Origin of the sequence: Vibrio sp. NH-UV-68, from assembly GCF_042940635.1 — a bacterium.
Classification (GTDB): Bacteria; Pseudomonadota; Gammaproteobacteria; order Enterobacterales; family Vibrionaceae; genus Vibrio; species Vibrio pacinii.
The window spans coordinates 745,923-772,066 of sequence record NZ_CP134976.1; the positions used below are offsets into that span (position 1 = coordinate 745,923).

20 protein-coding genes and 3 pseudogenes are annotated in these 26,144 nt (G+C 42.5%); 12 read left to right on the top strand and 11 right to left on the bottom strand.

Features of this window, described 5'->3' with window-relative positions; translation table 11 throughout:
• Positions 1-180 precede the first annotated feature (180 nt).
• Together ViNHUV68_RS17740 and ViNHUV68_RS17745 are read left to right on the top strand one after the other, a co-directional pair.
• Positions 181-2,982 (top strand): methyl-accepting chemotaxis protein, encoded by a 2,802-nt coding sequence (locus ViNHUV68_RS17740; protein WP_391090364.1) that lies wholly within the window; start codon positions 181-183, stop codon positions 2,980-2,982.
• Positions 2,983-3,159: 177 nt separating this feature from the next.
• Positions 3,160-3,603, top strand: a complete 444-nt coding sequence (locus tag ViNHUV68_RS17745; RefSeq protein ID WP_391090366.1) for a GNAT family N-acetyltransferase — start codon at positions 3,160-3,162, stop codon at positions 3,601-3,603.
• A gap of 125 nt (positions 3,604-3,728) precedes the next feature.
• On the opposite strand, the gene ViNHUV68_RS17750 is transcribed toward ViNHUV68_RS17745, so the two are convergent.
• Both ViNHUV68_RS17750 and ViNHUV68_RS17755 read right to left on the bottom strand, forming a co-directional pair.
• Positions 3,729-4,928 carry an IS4 family transposase gene (locus ViNHUV68_RS17750; RefSeq protein WP_391090368.1) on the bottom strand — a complete coding sequence of 400 codons (1,200 nt, stop codon included), beginning with the start codon at positions 4,926-4,928 and terminating at the stop codon, positions 3,729-3,731.
• A gap of 391 nt (positions 4,929-5,319) precedes the next feature.
• Positions 5,320-6,788: pseudogene (locus ViNHUV68_RS17755) on the bottom strand (IS3 family transposase); the annotation flags it as partial.
• A gap of 559 nt (positions 6,789-7,347) precedes the next feature.
• On the opposite strand from ViNHUV68_RS17755, the gene trpS reads away from it, so the two are divergent.
• Positions 7,348-8,370, top strand: coding sequence for a tryptophan--tRNA ligase (trpS, locus tag ViNHUV68_RS17760; protein ID WP_391090370.1), 1,023 nt, complete (start codon positions 7,348-7,350; stop codon positions 8,368-8,370).
• A 75-nt stretch (positions 8,371-8,445) separates the two neighbouring features.
• Here trpS and ViNHUV68_RS17765 read toward each other — a convergent pair whose 3' ends face one another.
• Entirely contained in the window at positions 8,446-9,378 is a 933-nt protein-coding gene (locus ViNHUV68_RS17765) for an alpha/beta fold hydrolase (protein WP_391090372.1), read from the bottom strand.
• Positions 9,379-9,549: 171 nt separating this feature from the next.
• On the opposite strand from ViNHUV68_RS17765, the gene ViNHUV68_RS17770 reads away from it, so the two are divergent.
• A complete protein-coding gene (locus ViNHUV68_RS17770) occupies positions 9,550-10,269 on the top strand; it encodes a WYL domain-containing protein (RefSeq protein ID WP_391090374.1) in 720 nt (239 codons plus the stop codon).
• A 410-nt stretch (positions 10,270-10,679) separates the two neighbouring features.
• On the opposite strand, the gene ViNHUV68_RS17775 is transcribed toward ViNHUV68_RS17770, so the two are convergent.
• Complete coding sequence (locus tag ViNHUV68_RS17775) at positions 10,680-11,417, bottom strand: NAD(P)H-binding protein (protein WP_391090376.1); 738 nt, start codon at positions 11,415-11,417, stop codon at positions 10,680-10,682.
• A 93-nt stretch (positions 11,418-11,510) separates the two neighbouring features.
• On the opposite strand from ViNHUV68_RS17775, the gene ViNHUV68_RS17780 reads away from it, so the two are divergent.
• The 3 genes from ViNHUV68_RS17780 to ViNHUV68_RS17790 all read left to right on the top strand — a co-directional run bounded on the left by ViNHUV68_RS17780 (position 11,511) and on the right by ViNHUV68_RS17790 (position 14,576).
• Positions 11,511-12,413, top strand: coding sequence for a LysR substrate-binding domain-containing protein (locus ViNHUV68_RS17780; RefSeq protein ID WP_391090378.1), 903 nt, complete (start codon positions 11,511-11,513; stop codon positions 12,411-12,413).
• A 286-nt stretch (positions 12,414-12,699) separates the two neighbouring features.
• Positions 12,700-13,272 (top strand): YdeI/OmpD-associated family protein, encoded by a 573-nt coding sequence (locus ViNHUV68_RS17785; protein ID WP_391090379.1) that lies wholly within the window; start codon positions 12,700-12,702, stop codon positions 13,270-13,272.
• A 290-nt stretch (positions 13,273-13,562) separates the two neighbouring features.
• Entirely contained in the window at positions 13,563-14,576 is a 1,014-nt protein-coding gene (locus ViNHUV68_RS17790) for a helix-turn-helix domain-containing protein (protein ID WP_391090381.1), read from the top strand.
• Positions 14,577-14,790: 214 nt separating this feature from the next.
• Here the strand turns inward: ViNHUV68_RS17790 and ViNHUV68_RS17795 are convergent, their stop codons facing one another.
• Entirely contained in the window at positions 14,791-15,360 is a 570-nt protein-coding gene (locus ViNHUV68_RS17795) for an outer membrane protein (protein WP_038173756.1), read from the bottom strand.
• A gap of 217 nt (positions 15,361-15,577) precedes the next feature.
• Here ViNHUV68_RS17795 and ViNHUV68_RS17800 point away from each other — a divergent pair, with 217 nt between their 5' ends.
• The 3 genes from ViNHUV68_RS17800 to ViNHUV68_RS17810 all read left to right on the top strand — a co-directional run bounded on the left by ViNHUV68_RS17800 (position 15,578) and on the right by ViNHUV68_RS17810 (position 18,341).
• A complete protein-coding gene (locus ViNHUV68_RS17800) occupies positions 15,578-16,240 on the top strand; it encodes a hypothetical protein (RefSeq protein WP_391090383.1) in 663 nt (220 codons plus the stop codon).
• A gap of 229 nt (positions 16,241-16,469) precedes the next feature.
• Positions 16,470-17,489, top strand: a complete 1,020-nt coding sequence (locus tag ViNHUV68_RS17805; protein ID WP_391090385.1) for an alpha/beta fold hydrolase — start codon at positions 16,470-16,472, stop codon at positions 17,487-17,489.
• A 279-nt stretch (positions 17,490-17,768) separates the two neighbouring features.
• Positions 17,769-18,341 (top strand): GNAT family N-acetyltransferase, encoded by a 573-nt coding sequence (locus ViNHUV68_RS17810; protein WP_391090387.1) that lies wholly within the window; start codon positions 17,769-17,771, stop codon positions 18,339-18,341.
• Between the two features lie 50 nt (positions 18,342-18,391).
• On the opposite strand, the pseudogene ViNHUV68_RS17815 reads toward ViNHUV68_RS17810, so the two are convergent.
• A pseudogene (locus ViNHUV68_RS17815) lies at positions 18,392-19,343 on the bottom strand (IS110 family transposase).
• Positions 19,344-19,438: 95 nt separating this feature from the next.
• On the opposite strand from ViNHUV68_RS17815, the gene ViNHUV68_RS17820 reads away from it, so the two are divergent.
• On the top strand, positions 19,439-19,963 hold the full coding sequence (locus tag ViNHUV68_RS17820; protein WP_391090389.1) for a DinB family protein: 525 nt from the start codon (positions 19,439-19,441) through the stop codon (positions 19,961-19,963).
• Positions 19,964-20,294: 331 nt separating this feature from the next.
• Here ViNHUV68_RS17820 and ViNHUV68_RS17825 read toward each other — a convergent pair whose 3' ends face one another.
• Complete coding sequence (locus ViNHUV68_RS17825; RefSeq protein ID WP_391090391.1) at positions 20,295-20,555, bottom strand: hypothetical protein; 261 nt, start codon at positions 20,553-20,555, stop codon at positions 20,295-20,297.
• Between the two features lie 304 nt (positions 20,556-20,859).
• Complete coding sequence (locus ViNHUV68_RS17830) at positions 20,860-21,888, bottom strand: IS110 family transposase (RefSeq protein ID WP_391090392.1); 1,029 nt, start codon at positions 21,886-21,888, stop codon at positions 20,860-20,862.
• A 97-nt stretch (positions 21,889-21,985) separates the two neighbouring features.
• Between ViNHUV68_RS17830 and ViNHUV68_RS17835 the strand changes: the two genes are divergently transcribed.
• Entirely contained in the window at positions 21,986-22,474 is a 489-nt protein-coding gene (locus tag ViNHUV68_RS17835; protein ID WP_391090394.1) for a GNAT family N-acetyltransferase, read from the top strand.
• A gap of 25 nt (positions 22,475-22,499) precedes the next feature.
• Here ViNHUV68_RS17835 and ViNHUV68_RS17840 read toward each other — a convergent pair.
• From ViNHUV68_RS17840 to rbsB, 3 genes and pseudogenes are all read right to left on the bottom strand, one after another.
• Positions 22,500-22,632: pseudogene (locus ViNHUV68_RS17840) on the bottom strand (IS30 family transposase); the annotation flags it as partial.
• Between the two features lie 28 nt (positions 22,633-22,660).
• A complete protein-coding gene (locus ViNHUV68_RS17845; RefSeq protein WP_391090396.1) occupies positions 22,661-24,955 on the bottom strand; it encodes an EAL domain-containing protein in 2,295 nt (764 codons plus the stop codon).
• A 112-nt stretch (positions 24,956-25,067) separates the two neighbouring features.
• Positions 25,068-25,940 (bottom strand): ribose ABC transporter substrate-binding protein RbsB, encoded by an 873-nt coding sequence (gene rbsB / locus ViNHUV68_RS17850; protein WP_391090362.1) that lies wholly within the window; start codon positions 25,938-25,940, stop codon positions 25,068-25,070.
• Positions 25,941-26,144: the final 204 nt, after the last annotated feature.

Genomic DNA, 26,144 nt, shown 5'->3' on the forward strand with positions numbered 1-26,144 from the left:
ACAAGTAAACATCCGTGGTAATTCAGGGTAAAGAAAACGTTTAAATTAGCATTTGTTTATGTAACATGTGTCACATATAAGACAATTGTAATATTACTTTTCTCATAACTTGTGTCAATTTATGAGATGTTTATCGCATCGAAACGTTTCGAAATGAAAATAACTGGATAAGGTTGGATAATGAACAGCACCTTAAATAAGCTTCCCTTATCGACATTGCTCGTCGGTTCTTTATTACTCGTTGGTATCTTGCCAGTGATCATTTCCTCAATATCTTCGCTGTCGACGGCACAACATGCCATGCGCAATAAAGCGTTTAATAATCTCGAGTCGGTGCGCTCTGTGAAGCAAGAGCAGTTGACGGAGTTTTTAGACGATAGAAGGAGTGACATGAGTGTTTTGTCTGAGATGGTGAATTCTTTCTATGATCAGTCGGCTTACAATCTAGATAAAGATGTTCGAGATAAGGCTGGTCGAATTCAGGCTTTAGTGTCTCAATTAGAGACAGAGCTCTCTCTTTTTTCACAGAGCTACGACACGAAAGAAGCGATAAAGGCTTTCAGTCAATCCTTTCAACCGAATGAGGCCGTCAAAGACAATGCTCGATGGAGAATCAATGACAGTATTTTTGGTGCTCATGTTGAGACTTATCGCACCAGCTTTGATTGGCATGATGCGTTACTTCTAAACGTTGATGGTGATATTATCTACTCTGCCGCCAAGTTAAAAGACCTTGGTTTGAACGTTTCGGATTCAACAATCGCCTCATCAGGGTTAAATGAAGCATTTACTAAAGCCCAAAAACAAGGTTCGGGTAACAAAGCATTTTGGGGTGATGTTTCCTATTATCCACCAGCGGATGAGTTCTCTGCTTTCCTGGTTGAAGCCGTGACAGATTCGAACCGACAAGGCAAGTTGCTTGGTTACGTGGCACTGCGTTTGCCAGTAGAAAGGGTCGACCAAAATTTGGTCAGTAGCGATAATGAAGCGTCGGTCAATGAATACACTTTCTTAGTGGGGCCGGATAAAAAGTTAAGGTCAAACGCGCCTTTTTTAACCATGGTAGAGTCACACAAAAACTCAGAGCCCTTAAACATTTACAGTGTTGAAAGCGCTCAAGATGGCTCTGAAGGGATGGCGATTGCACGAAACTATAATAACCAGCTTGTGATGACTCAGTGGAAAACGGTAAGAATTTCTGAAGATTTGAGTTGGATACTGGTGGGTGAGAGAACGATTGAAAGGGCCCTTGTTCCTGTTGATAAGGAAGGAGTTACGTTTTATGAAAGATATGCAAACCTCTATGGCTACTATGATGTTCTACTCGTAGAGCCTCAAGGGGAGATCTTTCACACTGTTGAAAAAGAACAAGACCTCAATACGAATGTCTTTTCTGGACCATATTCGAATTCTAATTTAGCGTCGCTCATCAAACGCGTATCCGAGAGTAAGCGAATAGGCATCGCTGACTTCGCTCGTTACTCGCCTTCTGGTGATGCTCCATCCTCATTCCTAGCAACCCCCATTTATGACCAGAAGGGCGCTATTAAGCTCTATGTGGCGCTTCAGTTGTCCTTAGAGGCAATAAATAACATCATGCATTTAGACGATGGTATGGGGGAAACCTCTGAAACTTATCTAGTAGGAGAGGACTTCAGAATGCGATCGGACTCAATGCGGTCCGCGAGCAGTCACAGTGTCAATGCGTCTTTTGCTGGAACAGTAGAAAAAAATGGAATGAACACAGAAGCGGTTAAGTCGGCGTTGGGTGGTCATGCAGAGACAAGGGAAGTGCTAGGGTACAGAGGGGAAAAGACTCTGTCATCTTTTAACTCAATCCACGTTGATGGGTTCAATTGGGCAATAGTGACAGAAATAGAAAGTAATGAAGCGTTTGCTGATATAGCTAAAATGCAGTTTAACACATGGGTGACACTTGGTATTTCTATTATTTTTATATCCTTTGTAGCCATCTACTTGTCAGGTATTATCAAAAGGCCTTTGGGTGGGGAGCCATTAGAAATGATGGAGCTTGCGAATCAAGTAGCCCAAGGCAAGTTAACCAATACCTTTAGTAACAACACAAGAGAAGGCACAATATATTCGTCACTCAGAGAAATGTCGCTGAACCTTAGGGCATTGATTAAACACATTGTCGAGTCCAGTCAGCTACTTACAACAAGTGCTCAAGACTCCTCTAACGTTGCAGTGCGCACCACCCAGGCGATCAAGCAGCAGCATCAAAACATAGAGCTTGTTGCTACCGCGGTAAATCAAATGAATGTTTCGTTCCAAGAAGTCGCGACGAGCTCTGCATCTGCTTCTCAGTCTTCACGTAATGCTAAAGAGAAAAGCATCGAGGGAATCGAGCTTCTCAATGAAGGAAATCAGCAGATAGAGCAACTCGTTGTTGACATGAGAGACTTGGCAAAAGAAATGGAGCAACTTAAAGTCAGCAGTGCAAACATTGATCAGGTTATTACCGTCATCCATAGCATCAGTGAACAGACAAACCTATTGGCTCTTAACGCTGCGATTGAAGCGGCGAGAGCTGGAGAGCAAGGGCGAGGGTTTGCAGTCGTCGCTGATGAAGTCCGTGTCTTGGCTCAAAAAGCCCAAGACTCTGCAACGGATATTCAAACAATGGTTATGACGCTCCAGCAAGCTGCGAACAAGTCTATCTCAGGAATGGAGAAAAAGGTATTGCAAGTTGAGGAAGTGAGTCAGCGCTCATTGAACACCAGCAAAACATTTGAACAAATTAATGACGCAGTGACGCAAATCGATGAAATGATGGATCAGATTGCCACCGCAACGGAAGAACAGTCTCAGGTAACCGGTGATATCGCTAAACGAATCGAAGAGATTAGCGAGAGCTCTATTGAAACGGCAACAAGTACAAATCAACTAATGCAGACCAGCTCTAGTGTCGCTCAGTCGGCAGAGGAACTCAGTAACCACTCTAAAAAGTTTCAAGTTTAATCGGGTTATCTTTGTCAGTTAAAACATCAGTTTGAAGACATAGAAACAATGCATCAATCACGGTTTGTGAACTGCCCTCAGCAAGCCGCGGTTGATGCTATTGGTGCTTTCCTTATTAAGTGCAGTTTAAAGTAAAGTCATAATTTACTAGTACAATTTAGAGGTGAATGAGGGAAAATGAAAATTTCAAATTTAACTGATTATCCAGATGAGATAAAGACTATCGCCAATTGGTACTTTAACGAATGGGATTGCAAGGATTCGGGAGCTACTCTTGAAAGTGTTATTGAAAAGGTATCTTCTGTTTCGAATAGAATAGCATTTGTAGCTCATCTTGATGGAGAGTTGGCAGGAGCTGGAGAGCTTCAATATCGTGAGTACTCTAGTTATCCGAAGTATAACTATTGGCTCGATGGGATTTATATTCCTATAGAGCAACGTGGAAAAGGTATTTCAAAAGCATTAATCAAATTTGCTAAAAAAAAGGCTGGTGAGTTAAGAGTACCGACAATATATCTTCGCTGTGAAGAGCATCTCGTGAAACTTTATGAGGCTCATGGGTTTCAGGTGGTATGTACAGAAAAAACTAAACTCATAATGGAGCATAAAGTTAACACATAACAGAAGCTTCAAACCGACAAACAACGCGTGACATTTTTAATTTGCGGTGAATTTAGTATTTAAGGTGCAATGCCGCGGCTTTTTTGTGCGTTGTCTGCGGTTTAAGCTGGCGCTGGCGGATCCCCTCATAATTCCCCCAACCCACAGGTATGCGTGAGGCGCTGATATTCCACCATTGCCCAATGATATTGGGACTCTTGTATTCGGTATCTCCGGTGGCAACGCACTTCCTTACCAAGTCTAGGAATGGAGAGCACACGACGATGCTTGATGGTGTTGGCTTGGAAGTCATAATGCCATTTGGCTTGCATGGCGATTAAGCCATTCCACCACATGATGATTTCGGCCATCAATGCCATGAGCAACAAGATATCAATGCGTTTGGTGCAACGTGTTCGGTTATGGCGAAGTGCCAACCCGTAGGCTGGACTTTTTAGATCTCGGAACGACTCTTCAATTTGCATTCTTTTGGCGTACAAACGGGTAATTTTAATGCCGTTAAGTACATGGTTGGGGATGTTGGTGACCAGAAGCCAAGGTTCTTTCGCTCCTTTATGGAACACTTCTCCAGCCGAGTGTTTCTGGCAGGTTCGACTATGGCGATGGGCTTTTCTGCCTTTGGGATGACTCTTGTATAAGTAAGCAAAGCACTTAAGCGGTGAGCGCTTAGCAAGTTGGCTTTCTCCTAAAAACAGCGGCTTATCAGATGCTTGAGGATAAAAGGTTTTATTCCATTGCCAAGAGCCCTCGCCACACTTAATCGAGACTTCGCCCCGAACACGCCCAAGCCAGAACCAACCTTTGTTGGCGACTTGCCTGAACCACGTATTTCTAAAGCCAGCGTCGGAGATAATGATAGGGGTGCAGCCTTGGGGGAGTAGGGATTGAAGCTTATCGAGAAAGTGTTGATGGCTCTTGGGTGAGTTGTAGTTTTTGTACTCAAATGCCTGCTCATAAAGCGTGACGGCGCGACCTTTAACGGATACCGAAGCGCGTAATGTCATATAGCGCAGTTGCTCACGAACATCCGACCAATCAACAAGCACCACAGGAAAAGGATTGGCTCGGGTAATAAAGGACGCATGCCATTTATATATGGACTCTTTTTCACGGTGTAGATTGCGATTACCAAGCAATCGGTCGATACGTTTGATGGCATGTTTCACCGTAGTATCAGTGTCGAGAGCTCGTCCAATTTTAGTGAGGGTGAGATCAGAGCCGTCAAGTACCGTTCTGGTTGCAAGCATCAGAGATCTAAGTCGTTTTTTGTGAATGTCAGGGCATTGGTTTTCGAGTGTTTGCTGTAGAATTTGAACATCGCGCATCGTTAGGGCTGCCTATTAAATCCATTTAATCAGGTGTGTTTTTGGCGAAATTCATTAGATCAGAATGAGCGATGCGCGTCTACTCATTGTTTTATATAGAAATTATGAGGGGATTCGTAAGAAGCTGGCGTTATACGCTTTTAGAACACAATCGGATATGAACACGTTAGTATTTGAAGTTTGTGATGAGATTAGTCCGTATTGGGCAGAACTAGAAAGGTTATTTCAAAGTAAATGGACTGAGTTTTCGTTTGTAGATATCTACAAGGCGAAATCTGAGCTTCCTCCTGTTATTTTTGCTGTAAGAAACTGGTGGTTTAGCTTACTCTCGATGTCAAGAGCTACATGGTAGTTCAGAAGTGGTGTGGGTTAATGCTGTTTATGTTTTACCTGACCAACGTTCTGGTTTTGCTTGGCGATGTGCCATCAACACCTTAGCTCTTTTCTTTAAAATCTCTGTATCCTTTCCACTATGTCGCTCTGAAGGTGTCACGTAATTCAGCCGACTATGTTTATGCTCCGTGTTGTACCAGATTACGAAGCTTTCTACCCAAGAACGGCTTCGTTCAAGGCTTTCGAACCCTTTTGATGGCCAGCTCGGAACATATTTAAGCGTTCGGAACAGTGACTCTACATACGGATTGTCGTCGCTCACTCGAGGACGACTGTAAGATGAAGTAATGCCAAGCTCCTCCATTTTTGCCTTGAACGTCAACGACTTCATTGGCGCACCATTATCTGAGTGCAGCACCAATGCTTGATTGAAGCATTGCTCTCGCATCAGCGTGCGCTGAAGTAGTTGAGATGCCATCTCTCCGCACTCTCGGTCATAGACATCATACCCAACAACTTTTCGACTGTAGATGTCTTCAATGAGGTAAAGGTAATAATGTTGTCCACGAACACCTGAAGGTAGATACGTAATATCCCAAGTAAATACCTGATTTGGACCTGTCGCTGTGTAGCTTGTTGGTGTTGATGATTTTTTACGGCTACGTTGACGGCCTCTACGGTTAAGTTGTCCTGCCGCTTTTAATACACGATAAAAGCTGGCTTCAGAGGCAATATACCGACCTTTATCCAGCAGTGTTGGCACTATTTGGCTTGGCGGCAAACTGGCATACTCGGGCGCATTACTAATATCAATAATATCTTGCCGCTCTTGCTCTGAGAGCTTATTAACAGGCTCAGGTCTTAACGACGTTGGTCGCTCATCAGCTTGTATCTTTCCGCGCTGATACCAGCGACGGTAAGTCCGTAAATCTATCTCAGCTTCATTGCACGCACGCTCTAAGCGACTGCCGCTCTGACATGCCTTATGGATAAGCGTAACGATATTTTGCCTTTCTTCGGTTGAGGTTAGTCGTCCTCTGGCTCTTCCCCGTAAAAGGCCCTCAGCTTTTTTCTTAGCACCAACAAGGCTGTCGTTTCCGCTAATGCTTTCTCTTTAAAGCGAAGCTCTTTTTTTAATTCTTTGATTTCATGCTTATCGGCTTTAGCTTGTTTCTTTGCCTCGGCTTCACGCTCCTTCGATGACATGAACCCCTGCATACATTCGCTGCGCCACTGCTGGACTTCTTCTGGGTACAACCCGTTTTCACGGCAGTACTGGCTTAATTCATTTTCTGTCATAGAAAACGTCGCAGCGACAATGGCTAACTTAGTTTGCGCGGACCAATGCTCTGAAGGAATATGACTGTTTGGCACAACGGCTCCTGATTCTCGAAGTTGTTTGCGCCAATAATACAGCGTCGCATCACTGATGCCTTCTTCTTTTGCTACTTCGGCTACAGAGCGAGAGTGCGGGGGTAACAACTTTTTCAATACAGCTTCTTTTCTTTCTTGTGAGTAACGAGATATATTTCCTCTGTCACCGCCCCTTTAATTGGTTATTTTTTAACAGTGACAACTAGCCTGACACAGGGGGGTTGGCTAGCGGTTGGCATTGAAAGTGAGCCAAACCATAGCGTAATGAGTATCTCACTTAGGACTCAACCACGCGTATAACATGAATAGCCACCGACAGAACATCGGGAGGGGATTCCATGTCATTCGTTAATTGTCAGCGAGACAACGCAGCTAAAGTAGATGATTTCGGGTCAATGTAATTTACAGTTATGTTCGGATCTATTTCTAATTCTAGTTTGCTAAAGTTGTGTTCCATTTTTATTGTTGTGGTTTTGTTTTGCCGTTTCAGACGCGAGTGTACTAGTTGAAAGTATTTACTCTGGGGGTTGAGTTTAGAACCAATTATTGTTAGTTTGCTTGGATGAAACGTAACTCGACACCTTTATCATTTTTCTCTTGGTGGCGCTCTAACTAGAGCGGCACAGGATTTTCACATTCTTAAGCTGCTGGAAGGTAGCTAAGACTGTGTTCTGATTATCTCCAGTAGCGATCTATTTACTAGGAGACGAACATGAACACTAACCACTACTCTGAAAATTCAGAAGTCATCTTAACCGGTGACAGAGCTACGGGCCCATTGCATCTTGGCCACTATATTGGTTCACTGAAGCAGCGTGTTGCTTTACAGCATGCTAACGACCAAACTATCCTTGTTGCTGACATGCAAGGTTTAACAGATAACGCTCACAATCCATCTAAGGTATCTTCCAATATACTTAATGTCGTCGCCGATTATCTGGCGGTAGGCATTGACCCAAGTAAAACGACAATTTGTCTCCAGTCGCAGTTACCCGCATTGGCTGAACTAACGATGTATTACAGCAACCTTGTGACAATAGCGCGTTTAGAGCGAAATCCTACGGTGAAAAGTGAGATTCAAAACAAAGGTTTCAAGCGCTCAATCCCAGCTGGTTTTTTGACATATCCCATTTCTCAAGCTGCTGATATTACGGCTTTCAATGCGACTCTTGTTCCTGTAGGGGATGATCAACTGCCTATGCTTGAACAAACGAATGAAATTGTTAGGAAAATAAACACCCTAGCAGGAAAAACGGTTCTTAAAGAATGTCGTCCGCTACTTAGCAATGCCTCACGTTTGCCTAGCACAGATGGCAAGAATAAAATGTCAAAATCAATGGGGAACGCTATCAATCTTGGCGCTTCCCAGAAGGAGATCAGTGCTGCAGTAAAATCAATGTATACCGACCCAAATCACTTGAGAATAGAGGATGCTGGTTGTGTTGAAGGAAACGTTGTTTTTACCTATCTTGATGCATTTCACCCCGATTCAAACTACATTACTCACCTGAAGGAGCATTATCAACGAGGTGGACTTGGCGATGGAACAACAAAAAAGATCTTGGAAGAATGCCTGCAAGAGCTACTTCGACCTATTCGAGAGAAAAGAGCCGAACTACTCGATGACAAAGCACAGCTAATTAGTATTTTGGCTGAAGGAAGCCAGCTATCTAAAGAGAAAACTGAGAGAGTACTTCTTGATATTAAAGATATATTTGGGCTAAATATTTTCTAAACAGACGTTACTCCGGGAGTGTCAACTCAAATTAATGAGTAATGCTCCCGAAGTGCTCCGCGTTACGTTAATACGTCATTTGTTGAGCCAGTTTAAGATTGCCCGATTTGTTTCTTCTGGTAACTCTTGCTGTATCCAATGACCACAGTCTAAATGAATGACTTGTACATTGGGTACGAATTCTTTCAGATTTTCCGGTTGAGGTATCATGTCTCTATCACCATAAATCATCAGTGTCGGATGCTGGAGTACAGGGTTTACATCTGCTAATTGGTGCCAGTTCCGGTCCAGATTTCTGTACCAGTTGATACTACCGTTAAACCCCGAAGCTCTAAAGGAAGATACATAGACGTCTAATTCGGACTCACTCATCACAGGATTCCCAGAAATCGTTTCCGATTGCGCGAGATTTATCATCATCATGCCGGATTCGACACTTGGGGTGGGAGTATCTTTTCTGTACAAGTTATGAAGAAACTGAAATGTGTTCTCTTCTAATATGGCATCAGCAACCCCGGGTTGTTGATTAAAGTGAACAAAGTAATAATCCGGACCAAGTAGTTGTGACATGAGCTCTATCCAGGGCACCTCACCGCGCTCCTGATAGGGCAAGCTCAGGTTTATTATCTTGCTGACACGTGTGGGGTGTAGTAAAGCGAGCCCCCAGACAACCATTGCTCCCCAATCATGACCAACAAAAATGGCATCGTCGTATCCATAATGATCGAGCAAGGCAACAAGGTCACCAGACAAATGTTCGATATCATACGCCTCTACTTCCTTAGGGCATGAGGACTTTCCATACCCCCGTTGATTAGGAGCGATGACATGGTAGCCTTCAGCTACTAGGGCAGCCATTTGGTAACGCCATGAATAAGCAAGCTCCGGCCAGCCATGGCAAAGTATAATTGGCGTTCCAGCGTGTTGCTGGCCAGCTTCGAACACTTCTAGCTCGATATTATTAACGGAAATTAATTTGGGTGTGGGAAAGTGATTAAAATTTAACATAGTCCTTCTCCTGATTGGTGACATGATTGGTCTTACATTTTGGCTACACGTTTGTTTATTAAGATAATTGTCAGGGGCGAACACAGCATTTGGGTTCACTGACAAACATTGTTAAGTAATGTATAACTTAATGGTGACACTAGTTGGCACTAAATATCAGGAAGCGTAAAAATGAACGTTAGAGTAAGACAAGATGCCATCATTCGTAATCTTCGACGAAATGGAACATTAACTGTCGGGAGGTTGGCTGAAATTGTTAGCGCATCAAGGCGTACAGTATTAAGGGATATCAGTACGTTGAGAGAAGAAGGATTTATTATTCACTCGGAAGCAGGGCCTGGTGGGGGGCTTAGGCTTGAGCCTCAGTCCGTCTTGACCAGCTCTCGAATTTCTGTTGTCGAGGTATTTTCTCTTATCATCAGTGTGACTGCGATGCGATCAACTGGTAGCATGCCTTTTTCATGTGTTGCAGATACAGGTTTAGCAAAAATTGAGGAGTCTTTGTCGTCAGACAAGATTAAAGACCTGCGCCGCTTGTTGGATGGTGTATATATTGGAAAGCTAGCACCAGGTGTTGATACTGCGAACATAAGAGAAATAGATACCAACCTTTTGTCTGTTTTCGAAACAGCTTTTTTACAACGCCAAATCATCCGTTTTAAATACTTTGATGCGAAAGATGTTACTACAAGTCGTGAAGTAGAGCCGCAAGCCGTACTAATTCTATGGCCTCTCTGGTATCTGGTTGCATGGGATCCACTACGAAGTGATTTTCGCCACTTTCGTATGGATAGAATAAAATTACCTGAGCTTGTTGAAGGTAGTAAATTTCGCCAGCGTTATGTACCGTTTGAAGACAATGTTTCTCAATATCGTAACCTGGCTCGTTGACCACCCAATTTTTTTGTTCTAGGCTCAAGTGACAGAGTACTTATTCAAAGTGTTTGCTGGTTGACCATACAGATTTTATGTACTTTTTTAAAGACATAGGTTGCTTTTCTAGTAACCTCTCAGTAGTACGGTGCCGACGCAACAGTATTCGTCAGTACCAAAGCGGTATCACCAGGCTCCAAAGCTTCCATGGCGTTTTGGATGCCTTTCAGTCCGTTTATGAAATAAACTGCTATAGACTCAAACGCTTTTCTAATGGCTTGTTTGCTAGTAACGTTTTACCAGGCTCGACAACTAAGACTGCATCTCTGGTATATAGACATTAAGGTGTATCTATTTACCGCAACTATCGCTTTGTCAGCTCTTTCTATTTGATTGATGATTGGATGACACATGTTCCAACTCCCGTGTCACACATTGATACTCTCCTGGTCGTTATAGAGAACAGGCATTTCATTTTTCCAGATACTCCAGATTTGAGGTGAACAAATCAATTCCACCATAAAACTGGCGACATTGATGCGACTGCTCTCCTTTGACGCAAATATGGGGTCAGAAAGCGGTGAGGGGTGGACAGAAAACTCCGTTTTAAATGGTAGGTCAACTAAGCTATCTGGTCTGACTGCAACCCACTGCAATGGATGTTTGGAGCCGGAAATATTGTATTGCAGGTACTGGGCAGCTTCTTCATTATCCACATGGGGAGGCATGATTTTTCTTAACAATTGAATAACCATTTTATGCATCCATGAAACTGACTCGCCGCTTAGTGAGTTTTGATATCCGGACGTACTCATCAAAACAAATTTTACTGGCTGCAATGGTTTCAGATCTGCAACAGCTCTGCATATCCGCTTTGTGGTGTCTGCGACCAGTTTTCTTGGTTGGCCGTAAATGCCCTTCAGCGTCAAATTGTGCCCAAGGCAGCAAATCACAGCTTCGCAACCTCTGACATGGAAAAGCAATTGCTCCTCAGATAAATCAACTATGCTGGCAACCACTACTTCTACCTGATCGTTGTCAATCAGGTCACTTTCTACTCTATCTAATGATCGCACAATGGCTTTTACGTGGTAACCCCGCGAGATTAGTTCTCTTACGACAAGTCGCCCTGTTGCTCCTGTCGCTCCCAACACTAAAACTGTCATAAATAACCTCAATAAAACAATTGTGCAGATACTATATCTATACATATAGTTAATGGTAATTACTTGAAAGTGTATAGAGGTATACATATTTGTATGAATTGGAAATCAATTTCTTTTGACTGGAATCGGACAAGGGCCTTTTTAGCAGCTGCAGAACTTGGAAGTTTGTCTGCAGCAGCAAAATCTTTATGTGTGACACAACCGACGCTGAGTCGTCAGGTGTCAGCCCTGGAGCACGAGCTTGGAGTTGCTCTTTTTGAGCGCTCAGCCCATAAGCTAAAACTCACTCGCAGTGGTGATGAGTTGCTTAATATCGCGCGCGAAATGGGAGATGTGGCCCATAAATTTTCAATGGCTGCAAATGGCCAGTCGGAAGCTCTGACAGGCGTTGTTGTGATATCAGCTTGTCAGCTTGACGCTGTATATAGGTTGCCACCGGTTCTTAGCAAATTAAGGCGTAAAGAGCCAAATATATCCATAGAGTTGGTTGTCACAAACGACCTAAGTGATTTAAAACGTAGAGATGCCGATATTGCTCTTCGAAGTTTCCAACCTACTCAGCCGACTCTCATTGCAAAGAAGCTGGGTGAAGAGCAAGTCTATTTGTATGGTACCCGAGAGTACCTCCAACCGTTCTTTGATCTAAGAGCCACAAGGGATTTCAGTGATATACAAATTATAGGGTTTGGAAATAACAGAAGAATAATTGAACAGTTTGCTGAGTATGGTTGGCAGCTAGTTGAAGATAATTTCAAGCTTTCTACTGAATTTCAGCCTGCTCAACTAGAGTTATGCAAAAACCATTTAGGGTTGATGTATTTGCCAGAAGACATAGCGAAACAAGAGCCAAAACTTATTCGATCTCCCGAGGATTTCTTTCCGATGATGCAGATACCACTATGGCTTGTATGTCATGAAGAACTTAGAACAAACTTGCGGGTTCGCCGAGTGTTCGATCTATTGGCAGCAGAGCTGGAAGCTCTCGACATTCCCTGATTGGCTGCTTGTTCCGTTGTCAGGAAGCGTCTTCAGATGAGAGCACTGACCGACTGAAATTGAAGTTGAAAAAAACAGAGAAGCTAAAGCTTATACAAGCTTTTCTCCGAACATCGAACATGGGTGTCAAGATGTGTCACCAATGCTTTTTATAATCCTCCTCATCTTAAGTTGAAAAGGGGCGGCGTCTGCATGAGTTGCGGTGAGGTACTCAATTTTAAACCGTTCATTCGTTTAACCTTAAAAAGCGCAAAAACACCAAAGCAAGTACATTTGGAGACAATAAATGTCCGATGTAATATTTTTTAAGAATCAAGAAGAAATGCACGCCTGGTTAGAGTTAAATCATGCTAAGCAAACTGAGGTTTGGGTGGGTTTTTATAAACAAGGCTCTCGAAAGTTAAGCTTTACATGGTCCGAATCAGTTGACATCGCGCTTTGTTTCGGTTGGATAGATGGCATTCGGAAATCAATAGATAAAGAGAGTTATAAAATTCGTTTCTCACCTCGGAAGATAGATAGTGTTTGGAGTGCTGTGAACGTGAAGAAAGTGCAGAATCTTCTAGAAATGGGAAAAATGAGACCGGAGGGCATTTTGTTATTTGACAATCGAAATGACGTGAAAGGCTATTCCTCTGAACAAAGAAATATCCCGCTAGATAAAAAGTATGAAGAGTCACTTAAGGCGAATGCACCCGCCTGGCAATACTTTACTAGTTTAGCGCCTTCGTACAGAAGAGATTCGACATGGTGGGTTATGACTGCTAAGAAAGAGGAAACTCGTGATAAAAGATTGCATGTACTCATTGAATCATCCGCAGCAGGTCAAAAAATACCTATGTTACGTAAACATAAGTAAGAATAGTTCCTACCCACTATGTGCTAATGAAATGATGAGTACGATTAAGTTTTGGTTGGATTCGAAAGGCTAATGGAGAGCAAAAGAGGCCAACTGGTTGAAAGGAATTTCTCAGAAGGGTGATAGACCTTTAAACGTCTATGCTCACAAGCATTTTTATCGATGGGGTTACACCTTTGTATAGCCCTGGTAAATGTTTCTGGTAATCTAGATTGAATGTAAAGGCAAAGTAAGTTGGGAGTCCACCCTAATATGAGCCGGAAATTTTTGGAAAAGAAGGATGTTTGAAGTTGTCAAAAACTGATAATAGTAACCATGTTTCTGTAGCTGCGGCTCTTGACCTTGTTGATGAACTTAACACGGTTAATTTGGAATATAAGGAAGTGAGGTTACAACAGCTGTTAAAGAAGTTCTCTACCCTTGATTTGATCGATCGTTTACCAATCGCTGACTATTTCTACCTTTGGGATGTGATTCGCAAGAATCACACTATTCCTGAGATCGGACTCACTCTCGGGCAAAAGATCAATCCAAGCTCTAAAGGAGTACTAGCTAGCTGGGTTAGTCAAACAAGTTCTCTAGCTGAAGCAGTAGATACCTTCATTGAGAACACTTCTTTAATGAACACTGCAGAACAATGGCAAGTGGATATGAATGGGTTCACTTGCACCTTGAAGCTGACTATTCATAAATGTGATGATTACCCTACGATAGCCGTCGAAAGAAGTATGAGCGCAATGGTTGCTTGGGCTAACTTGTTAAGCGGGAACAAGGTCAAGATATCAAGGGCAAATTTTACTTTTGATGCTCCGGACTACAAGAGTAAGCTCGTACCAATATTTGGAAAGAATATAACCTTTTCATCCGATGTCAATTCACTAGAGTTTCCTTCTACCCTCTTAGAGGAACCAATTCAAACGAGCAGTATGCTCCTTAAAAGTATCGCAGAACAAAAAGCTAAGGAGGTATTAGTAACTATTCGAGGCAGTTCAATTATCAAGGACAAGACAAAGGCGTTAGTCGTTGATTGTTTGAACAATGGTCAAACCCCCTCTATAGATGTGATAGCTAAGCAACAGCACATGAGCAGACAAACACTCTATCGAAGACTTAAAGAAGAAGGATCGAATTTCAAAAAAATTGTTGACCAAGTCCGTAGCGAAAGAGTTCGAAGCTTGATCAGTTCTGGGCAGCATAGTATTACCGAACTATGTTTTGGCCTCGGATTTAAAGAGCCATCAAGCTTTTACAAAGCGTTTAAAAGGTGGTTTGGAGTTACACCAGCACAGTACATCAATGATTAGCTAGATAATTTGTCACTTGCAACACCCAGACTGTAAAACTGGCTCAATAGTTATAGTACTTGCTCATCAAACCGTATGATCATATCTACAAGTTGAGTAACAATTGTATAAATAGCTGAGTCCATATCTAGCTAAAAGGCGTCTAGGACATCAGTGGCGATTCATACCAAGTTAGTTGTTATAGATTTCAATCTAGCTAGATTAAGCAACTTTATTAAAAATGGTATCCGAGCGTCGCTCCCCATCCAAAGCCACCAGCGTCTCTCTTTTCACCGCTCAGCTCCACATCAACACTTGAGTAACGAGCGTCAAGACCCATAGACCACTGGCTGTAAAAGTGAAAGTCGATACCACCCCCAACCCAATAGCCAGTGCCAGTACCGTCATGGGTAGTTTTGGTTCCCGAGTTGATTTCCTCTAGTTCGACCGCTACGAAGCTGACACCACTACCCAAATAAGATGTAAACACATTTGATGTAATTTGGGGCTGATATCTTAGACCGATGTTCATTTCACCTATTGCTGATTCTGTTGTTTTACCAGCTACTTTGTTTTCATAGCTATTGCCATGAAGGTCAAATGCTATACCGAATGGCAGGGCTGCAGGTTGAAAAGTCGAAAGGACAGCAAACGTGTGCATTGAGTTATTTTTGCCCCAGTTTGATTCTAATGTTTTATTACCAACCATTACCTTTATAGAAGTTTGACTATTTGTTGCATTTACAACACCACTAGGTAACAGCACTAAACCAATCGTAGTAATTAAGATGGGGTTCTTCTTCATGTTAAGTCCTTAATTTGTCGTTCTTTATAAGCATGATTCTGTTGATGGAAGTATGTAGTAGAGGGTCAATCTATCAAACAAAGATAACTGCAATGATGTCTACCGGTGACAATTTATTGTCCTTTGGTTTCAGTTCATTTAACTAGCTTGTGTTCAACGCTTATGGTTTAGTATCGTCATAGCTTATGTGGTGTTAGTAGTTGAAGGGAAAGCATAAATGGATAGATTTCAAAAAATTGTAGGTGCTGCAGCTTGGATTGAGGCACTCATTTATGTCTTTGCCTTTGTATACTTTGGTGCTTTTTGGGCATATCCCTCGGAGGGTAGTGCATCAGAAAAAATGACCTATTTAGCAGAAAATCAATTTTCTTTTTCAATGATGTATTTTCTCATGTATGTCGTATTTGGCGTTTTTCTATCCGTACTTGTCGTGGGATTATTTGAAAAACTAGAATCGACAAATGATCCACTTGTTAAAATCGGTTCAGTCTTCGGCTTTGTTTGGGTTGTTCTGGTCATTGCAAGTGGCATGTTGGCGAATATTGGGCTTGTACATGCTGTTGAGCTAATGGACCAATCCGCAGAGAAAGCTTTCGATATGTGGAGAGTGGTTACAGTAATAATAGAAAGTCTTGGAGGAGGAAACGAACTCGTTGGAGGACTTTGGGTTCTGTTACTTAGCCTAGCAGCTTTAAAGGCGACAGTATTTCCACGAGGGCTCAATTACCTTGGCATATCTGTAGGGTGTGCTGGAATCTCGACAATATACCCTGCCGAAGTCTTAAATGAAATTTTTGGTATCACTCAGGTTCTATGGTTTTTCTGGTTAGGTGTGTCCATGTTAGGTCAGCACTCCACCAGTAAATTAGCCGACAGTTAACGCGTGTGGTGATTCATCGCAGGCTGAACGCTAATGGAATTGAATGAACTTTATGAACGTGTGACAGTTCGGTGATGTTAAGTCATAGGGTGAAGAATTTAATTGTTTGCTTTTAAAATAAATTTAATAATTTCAATGCCTTAAGTGTTCTTTCAGGTTGCACTTAGAAAGAGAACAGAGACTAATAGAGTCCTATCTTTACCAACAGGCCTTATTTTAGAGAGAGTATATGTCTGCAGAAATTTTATTCATTAGACTACAGGTGTTTGTTTTTACATTGGTATTGCTATTGGTTCAGGCTCTTGTCTTCCCTATTAACGCGTTTGCCAGTCAATCAGATGATGGTGAAAGCCGTTTTTTCTCACTCAAAGAAATTCAGCTTTCTGAAAAAAAGGAATTAGCGCCTTTGGATTTTATATCGTCAAGCGATGGTGTGCCACTCGCCTTTAGAACTTACCGTTCCAAAAATACTAAAGCTATTCTGATTTTCTATCACGGTGCAGGAGCACATAGTGGGCTTCTATATAATCATATCGGAGTAGGGTTGAGAGACGAGTTTCAAATGACGGTATACATTCCTGATATCAGAGGGCATGGGAGCTCGGGTGGCGCGAGAGGAGATGCGCCCAGTGAAAACCAAGTTTGGCATGATATTACAACAATGATTAATCATATTAGGACTTTACATCCGGCTACACCTATTTTCTTAGGTGGTCATTCAGCGGGTGCGGGACTGGTACTGAATTACTCGAATTGGGAGCCGCGGCACGCCGTAGCAGGTTATGCTCTTATCGCACCATACTTGGGTTTTCGTTCAAAAACAAACCGTGAACCTGACGATGAAGAGTATAGTTTTTCAGAGGTAAATGTAGCTAAATTTGTAGTTAACTCAATAACTAAAGGTCTGCTTTTTGGCCATTCAAAAGCTGTGGAATTTAACTTTCCCGAAGACATTCTCGAGAAAAATCCAGAAATAGTGACTTTTAATACAGTGGTAATGTCCAACGCTGTAACCCCAAATTCTCCAGATATCCAATTGCATCAATTGAAACGATTCGGACTTTGGATTGGCTCTGAGGACGAAGCTTTTGATCCGGATAAGGTCATAGCGTTTGTTGATAATAATACTCATAAACATGCAGATGTAGAAATCGGTGTGCTTGATGGGGAAACGCATTTTTCTATAATTCTCAAAGCAACAGATTTCATAGGCTCATGGGTGTTGCAATTACTCGAACAGGATGTTTAGTGAGTGTGTTCAAAGTTCCACAATGGACAAATTCACCGTACACCACTACTACAGCTTACCTAAAACATTAACTCGCATGATATATGTATGCAAGATAAAGGCTACGGTCAGGGACCTCAATGGCTTGAGAAGGTTGTTGGTTAAGTGTTTTAATATTAATGACTTTTTGGTTTGTGATAATGAGAAATTTTGAGTTTTGACTTACTTACTTTTTAGAATCCGTGTATGTAGACGAGCAACAAGAAACAACACATACTTTTCATTTGATAAGGATTGCCAATGATGCAGATTAAGACCATCGAAACAGGTCGCTTGTTCATTAAACCAATAGAAGAATCGGATATCCCTGCATATGAGAAATACTTTATTGATTATGAAGTAATCCGACATTTGTCTTCAGCAGTACCGTGGCCTTATCCAAATGAAGGCGTGAGAGATTTTATTAAAGATGTGATTATACCGACTCAAGGTAAGAACAGGTGGGTCTGGGGGCTGTATTTAAAAATAAACCCTGATGAACTTATCGGTGCAATTGATCTATGGCGAGATGGAAAGCCAGATAATAGAGGCTTTTGGCTTGGTCGAAAGTTCTGGGGAAAAGGCATAATGACAGAAGCTGCCGCCGTGATCAATGATTATGCTTTCAATGAACTAGGCTTTAAAAAGTTAGTGTTTTCAAATGCTTTAGGGAATATCAGATCTAGAAAAATCAAAGAGAATACTGGAGCAACTCTTATTGGTGTTGAACCAGCTTCATTTGTAGACTCTGCTTACTCGGAGCATGAGATTTGGGAGCTAACCAAATGCGAATGGTTAAAATTCAGAGAACAAAGCCTATTCACTACAACGTAAAGAACAACACAGAAATACAACAGAGTCACGTATACACATCAAGAGACCGGTTATATGATATTCGCAAGTGCTACCGCGGCACGCTTGTAACCTCGTCGCTCAACGAGTTGTTGTAACCATAAACTGTTTCTATCCGTCTTTTCTTTACAGCGGGCAATGACAGCTCTTGTCCCGTTGACTAAAAGCGTGCGGAGGTATTTGTCACCATGCTTGGTAATTCGACCTAACCTTGGTTTACCTCCAGTTGTGTATTGCTTAGGAACCAGACCAAGCCAGGCCGAGAAGTCTCGACTCTTGTCGAACTGAGCGCCATTACCAATTGATGCCAAAATCGCAGTAGCAGTTTGAGGTCCAATGCCACGAACTTTCATGATGCGTTGTACATTATCACTGACCTTTGCGAAGGCTTCGAATGCCTGCTCAGTATCTGCGATACTCTGATTGAGAGCGTTGAGATGCAGATAAGCATCATGCAGCACAACTCTTGCTAGTTGAGGCAGTTCATTGTTGGCGTCTTCAAGCATGAGTAGAACCTGCTTCATTAACGATGAGCGCCCGACAGGGATGACAAGACCAAGCTCGGATAGTAGTGCACGGATGCGATTCATGATAGCAGTGCTCTCGCATGCGGTGTATCGACAGTATAGCTTGTTGCTCGGGAGACTTTATCGGGACGAAGCGAGTCGAAGGACGTTGAACGGCTTCGCAGATAGCGACAGCATCATTGAGGTCATTCTTTCTTTTGGTCCGATAAGGAGTAACATATTTGGCAGCCATGATGCGAGTGTCGTGACCAAGTTTGTTGAGAGTTCTTGCCCAGTAATGCGCTCCACCGTACGCTTGTGAGTATATGCGCACATGCGAAATGTTTGATATGGTAGTGAGCAATTTAGAGAGGCTAACCCACTTGTGCAGAACGACTTTACCTTTTACGTCAACGACATGAATACTAAAGTGATTTTTAGCTAAGTCGATACCGCCAAAATAAGAATAATCAGACATGGTGCCTCCGGTTTAAGCAATGACCACATGAGTGTGGCAGATCCTCTGGAGGGGGAATCCATGTCATTCGTTATGTTTAATTAGGAACTACACAGATGAAACAGCAATTTATTCTAATGTCTGAGTACAATCAATGGATGAATGAGTCACTACTCTCGCATCTAAATAAAGCTATTGAACCTGATATTTACGAGGAAAAAGGCGCGTTTTGGGGCTCAGCTTTCAAAACGATGAGCCATGTCTTCACTTGTGACTTGATGTGGTTACACCGATTTACCAATGTCGATAGTTCCTATGACTTGGCTGAAAGCCTGCGTGAATTTCCACACCCTACTTCTAATAGTACGCATTGCTTCGATACACTAGATGAACTGAGTGCAAGTCGTGGAAAATTAGATCGAGTAATAGCTGACTGGGTAAGCTCAATCAGCGATACTGAGTTTGATTTTAATGTGGTTTATCAAAACTCTTCAGGTACGGAGTTTTCCGAACCCTTCGCATCGGTATTACTGCACTTTTTTAATCACCAAACTAATCATCGAGGTCAAGTTACAACTCTACTTAGTCAAAGTGGTGATAATTCGTATTGTACTGACCTACTCGCTCTAATCCGAAAGTGAAGACATAACAAATTACTAAACAGGGACTCCTAACGCTTGGCGACCTCAGTAGCACTTTCAGCTCCGTGTTTATGGCACAATATTTAAGTTGGGTGATATTGCGTTATCGCCCGTTAGTAAAGCGTTATGCGACTGAGCAATAAATCTTTTTCATCTCTCTTTATCGCTCTCTCTGGCAATCAGTTCTTAGGCGTCGGCAATTCAGCATTGTCTCCCAAAATTCTTGAACCACTCAGGCCGTAAAACATGCCAAAATTCGTGGGTTGCCTAATTGGTTTTAAGAGCTGGTTGGTGGTGAGTGTCGCTGGCGGAAAGTGCGGGAAGGGCAAGTTTATCGGTAGTTCATCTTTGCTGTCTGTTCTGCGCATCGGGTTTCGCGAAGCAAAAGCTTAGTCATGCGCTGAAAGTCACCATTAGTTACTTGTTGGAAGTTGGTCTGTAACATAGTGACTTCGGCTGTTCGGTGAACCACAAAAAGTGCTTGGTTTATCAGTGGTTTTTCGTGTCTAAGGTAATTTTTCACTGCCCAACTTGGCTTATGCAGGCGAATTCGCATAACAAACAGTTCAAGCAGGCCCTCAACGCTCAGCACTTTTGGTTTGCGTCGGGTTTTGTGTTTACGGCGCAATGCGGAAGGTTAGCCAGGGCGTTTCGGGCTACTTAATTGGGCTACATGGACTCCCTCTTTTGTCAACAATAGCTCTCTCTGACAACAGTGAATCGGACAGCAGCTCTACATTCGGTATTTGACAGGCTTTATTGCCATTACCTTGATGATATTCGCTTGGTACCAGCCTCATTCGTTAGACAGTATTTTCTACTTCCCAATTAAACAGGCTTTGGTATCTCGGTCTGACCGTATTGTCATCAGTTGCTATTGTGTTGACTCGGTGGGGTTAACCGTTGATATAGTTAACTTTGTACTCGTTTCCCGAAGTCAGTAACGCCCAGATAATTCGAGCATTTTTAGCAGCTAAAGCGACGGTTGCTCGCTTGTAGCCACGACGTTCAACTAATTGTTGTAACCAGAGACTGTTTCTATCCGTTTTATCTTTGCATCTTGCTATAACAGCTCGTGCACCATGAATGAGTAATGTACGGATGTGTTTGTCGCCTCGTTTGCTTATGCGTCCAAGTTGGACGTGACCACCAGTGGTATATTGTCTCGGAACTAACCCTATCCATGCGGCAAACTGACGACTGGAACGAAATTGTTTTCCATCAGAAACCGTAGCCACAATGGCTGTAGCACTATGTTCTCCTACGCCAGGAATTGTCATGAGCTTTTTAGCCTCTTTCATCTGACTGACGAGCGTATAAATTTTACGGTCGTATCGCAGCACTTCGTCGTTGATATCGTGGATACGATTAACTAAATCATAGAGCAGTTCGCGAGCCAGCATAGGTAGCCCATTTTCAGCATCTTCAAGAATACTGGGAATGGTATTTTGAAGCGGGTATCGACCTTGAGGAACAATAATTCCGAATTCAGAAAGTAACCCACGTAGCTGATTAATGGTGGCGGTGCGATTTTTAATCAGACTATGTCGAATGCGATGCAGGGTAAGAACAGCTTGTTGCTCTGCGCTTTTAATTGCGACAAACCGTGTTTTAGGTCGGCTGACGGCTTCACATATGGCTTCAGCGTCGTTGGCATCGTTCTTTTCATTTTGCCGATAAGGGATAACAAACTTAGAAGCCATAATGCGAGGGGTATGCCCAAGCTTGCTCAGTTCTCTAGCCCAATGATGAGCGCCAGAGCAAGCTTCCATACCGACTAAGCAGGGCGGTAAGTTGGCGAATATCTCTAACAGTTTGTTTCTTTTAACCGTTTTGCGTAGTACACACTTGCCATATGCATCAACGCCATGAATACTGAAGACATTCTTGGCAAGGTCAATGCCAATAGTTTGAATGGTGGACATAGTCACCTCCGTATTATCAACGTGTCATGAGTAACTATGGCACGTGGAGTGTCAGGTAGAGGGAGTCCATATCATTCGTTATGTGTTTGGAGGTGAAATGGTTAGGGAAGCGACAAAAGGTGATAGCGTAAAATTAGCGGCATTGTCCATTAAAGTCTGGCTAGACACATATGCTAGAGAAGGTATCAAAGCTGAATACGCTGAGTATGTCTTGTCTACTTTCACTGCAACCTACTTCTTAGAAATATTGGATAAGATTAATTATCGTGTGTTTGTAAGTGAAGAACAGGAAGTGATCCAAGGCTATGTAATGGTTAATCTTGAATCGCATTATCAAACGTCCAGTGATGGCTTTGAAGTCGAAAAACTATATGTCGATAACACTTTCAAAGGGAAAGGGTTAGGTCGAAAGCTTTTGAATGAAGTCGAAAATCAGTTGGGTAATAAATACTGGCTTTACACTTGGGTTGAAAATGAATCCAATGGATTTTATGAGCATTTAGGGTTGCGTCGAATAGGGCTTCTGACCTTTGAATTTGCAGGGGCTTCAATAGAAAATAACGTGTATCAGTCAGCCCACACTTAGTATCAAGTTCGAAGTGAGACACTTTCTACAGATGCGTATGAATATCCTCCGTTGATGTCCTATACCCAAGTCTTTTGCGTGGGCGTGTATTTAATTTGTGTGCAATTTCATTGCAGAGCTTTTGTTTTACGTGTGACATGTGATCGTTTTGGTAAGTGCGAAAACCATTAGGAGTGATGACGCAAGTTACAAGCTAGAAAAATGAGTGCTCTCTATGTAACTCTCTACCTCTTCAATCGGTAGAGGCTGACAGTAGTAATAACCCTGATACACGATACATCCTAATGATTCGAGGTAATCTCGTTGGTATTTCGTTTCGACGCCTTCAGCAACTGAACGCAACCCAAGAATATTGGATAGCGAAATAATCGTCTCAATAATTGATCGGGCGTTTGGCGTCGACTCAAGTTCGCAAATGAAAGACTTGTCAATCTTTAACTGACTAATAGGAAGCTTTTTAAGGTAGCTCAATGATGAGTATCCTGTACCAAAATCATCCAAAGCGAATTCAACACCTAAGGCTTGGACCTCGTTCATGCATTGTATTGCTTGCTCTATGTCATCAATTAACATGGTTTCAGTCAGCTCTAGCTTTAGCTTACCTGCAGGGATGCTATATTTCTCAATTAGCTTTTGAATGACCTTGGGAAAGTTGTTCGAGCGGAACTGCTGGTAGCTGATGTTGACTGAAATCGACAAATGGGATTTGGTCGAGTCACCTTGCCACTTAGCCAACTGCGTGCAAGCCGTTTTGAGTACCCATTCGCCTATAGGTATTATTAGTCCTATGCTTTCGGCCAAAGGAATGAAATGATAAGGACTTACTAATCCTTTTAAGGGGTGTCTCCAGCGAATGAGTGCTTCAACACCAATAACGATGTCATCTTCATTCACTTGCGGTTGATAGTAGAGTTCAAACTGCTTCTCTTTTAATGCCGTTCGTAAGTCTCTTTCTAGTTCAAAATTGGAAGAAATCGTCTTTTGCATCTCTGGCTTAAAAAAGCTGATTCTATTTTTACCTGAGCGCTTTGCATTGTACATTGCAATGTCGGCTTGTTTGAGTAAGTCGGAGCTTGTTTGAGATGCGTTATTAAACAGTACAACCCCAACACTGACGCTACTACTGTACTCATAATGTTCAAACTTGTAGGCTTCAGAGAGTCCCTGGCGCATCCTTGAAGTAATGGATGCGATTTGTTCTTGAGCAGCAAGTAAATCCAACTCAAAAGTTGGGAGTAAAATGACGAACTCATCGCCTCCAAAGCGAGTGAGAGAGTCACGTTTTCGTAAATGATGGAGAATACGTTGTGAGGTTTCCTTCAGCAGGATGTCACCATGCTCATGTCCATAGGTGTCATTTATGGTTTTAAAGTTATCTATATCAAGAAACAAAATGCCATAGTAATGCCCGCTTTGGGCACTACTTATTATAGCTTGGTCGATCTTTTTCACCGCTAAAGAGCGATTGCCTAGTCCCGTCAAAGAATCAAGGTGGGCTAGTGTCATCAGCTCATTTTCCTTTTTCTTTTCAGCGTTGGCGACTGATTGGGTGAGTTTAAAAATCCAAAGCAAGTAAAGAGCAAAGGGCGCGAGGCTAAGCATCATTCTGTGATAGAAGGTTTCTTGGATTATTTGTTTATCAAGTTTCGATACAAACCAATAATCGAGGTAACTGTTGTATAGTGCAACTACTTGACGCGAGCTCCCTGAACTGGGGTCGACGAAGTTGAAGGTTGAAACAGCACCACTGCCGTGGAGTTTTTTCATTAACTCACTGTAGTAGTGTTGCTCGATAGGCTGAGTATAAAGAGTGCTTTTATCCGTCGTAAATAAAGGGTAGCGGTCTTTACGGATGATTTCGATGATTTGAGTTTGATTTGTTCGATTGTAGTCTTTAAATAGAGAGGATTTGTCAAGTCTAACCCCCGCCGTCATTACCGCCACGGCCTTGTTTGAGTCGTCCAAATAAATAGCTTTACGAACGGGAATGGCCAATGCCTGACTGTCCAGGGTGTTGATGGTATACGTTGGACCCGTATGCAGCTTATCACTGTCTCTTGCTTCCATGTAAGACACTCTAGTTTGTGCCAGTTCCATTAAGTTGGGTAAATGCTCAAGATCGAAGTTGGAGCTGACCACCAATGCCTTACCATCATAATCTGCCAAGCCTAGACCAATGAATGCGTGATAGGTCTCCATGGCGTTGTCGAGCAGAGAGTCATGTATTGGGCGGGTAGGAAAACCATTTTGATAAATAAGCTGCTTGCCCAACACCTCTAAAAGGGACTCTTGCGTCTTCAGAAAAGACATGACGGAATTATTGAGCAGTCTTACATGGGTTTCCTGTTCTTTTTTAGCGGCTAATACCAGAGATGACCAGTTGTAATAAGAGTAATAAGCAAAGAGCACGATCGAAGACGCTAAAACAACATTAAAAATTACCCAGATGTTGTTGTGACGCCATGCTCTGTTCAGTTTCATTTTTTGGTTACTCGCTGCACTGTGAATCCGTTTTTAAGAGAGTGTCAGTTGTTTAGGTCCCCGTTAACAAAACATGTTGTGACAGGGACCGGTTTTAGGGCTTCACATTACATTATTTCACAGTGATGACTTTCAAAGGGACTGGAATGTAACTATTGACCGTTTCTCCCTGCAAGACTTTATCCGCTATCTCTACGCCCAATGCGCCGATTAACTCAGGTTGTTGTGCGATAGTTGCGGCCATTTCGCCATTGTTGACAGAAGTGATACCTTCATCAGTACCATCAAATCCGACAACTAGAACACTCTTATTAGAGGCTTGAATCGCTTTGATAGCGCCGAGTGCCATCTCATCGTTTTGCGCAAAAACAGCTTGCACTTCCGGGTACGAAGCCAACAAGTTTTCCATCACGTTCAATCCTTTGCTTCGGTCAAAGTCTGCGGGTTGAGAAGAGAGAAGTGTTAATTGCGCTTTGTCTTTGGCATTCATAAAGCCAGCACCTCGTTCACGAGCTGCAGAGGTTCCAGGAATGCCTTCAAGTTGAATGACTGTCGCATTTTTCCCTAGGGCATCCGCTATAAAGTTACCTGCCATTTCGCCACCAGCGACATTGTCTGAAGCGATGTGTGCAGCAACATTTCCTCGTGTTGCTCCTCTGTCTAGTGTAATAACGGGAATGCCAGTACGATTGACCATACGAATAGCATTGGAAACGGCGTCAGAGTCAGTAGGGTTAATCAGTATCGCCTTCACGCCTCGTACCGTTAAATCTTCCATATTAGAAAGCTCTTTGGTCGGGTCGTTCTGAGAGTCTAATGTGATCATGTCATACCCTAATTCGTTTGCCTTTTTCTCGGCGCCATCTTTCATCGATACAAAGAAGGGGTTGTTCAGAGTGGAGACCACTATGGCGAGTGTATCTTTAGCTATCGCTTGGCTACTCATCAAAGTCAATGCGGTCAGGATCAAGCTGGCTGTTTTCATATTCATACCCAGTTATTGTAAAAGTGAATGCTAGCTCGCAAGTTGGATTGTTTTAGAACCTAGCACGTAATCAATGTCACACATAGCGCTATGGCGACTTGACAAGTAAACATCCGTGGTAATTCAGGGTAAAGAAAACGTTTAAATTAGCATTTGTTTATGTAACATGTGTCACATATAAGACAATTGTAATATTACTTTTCT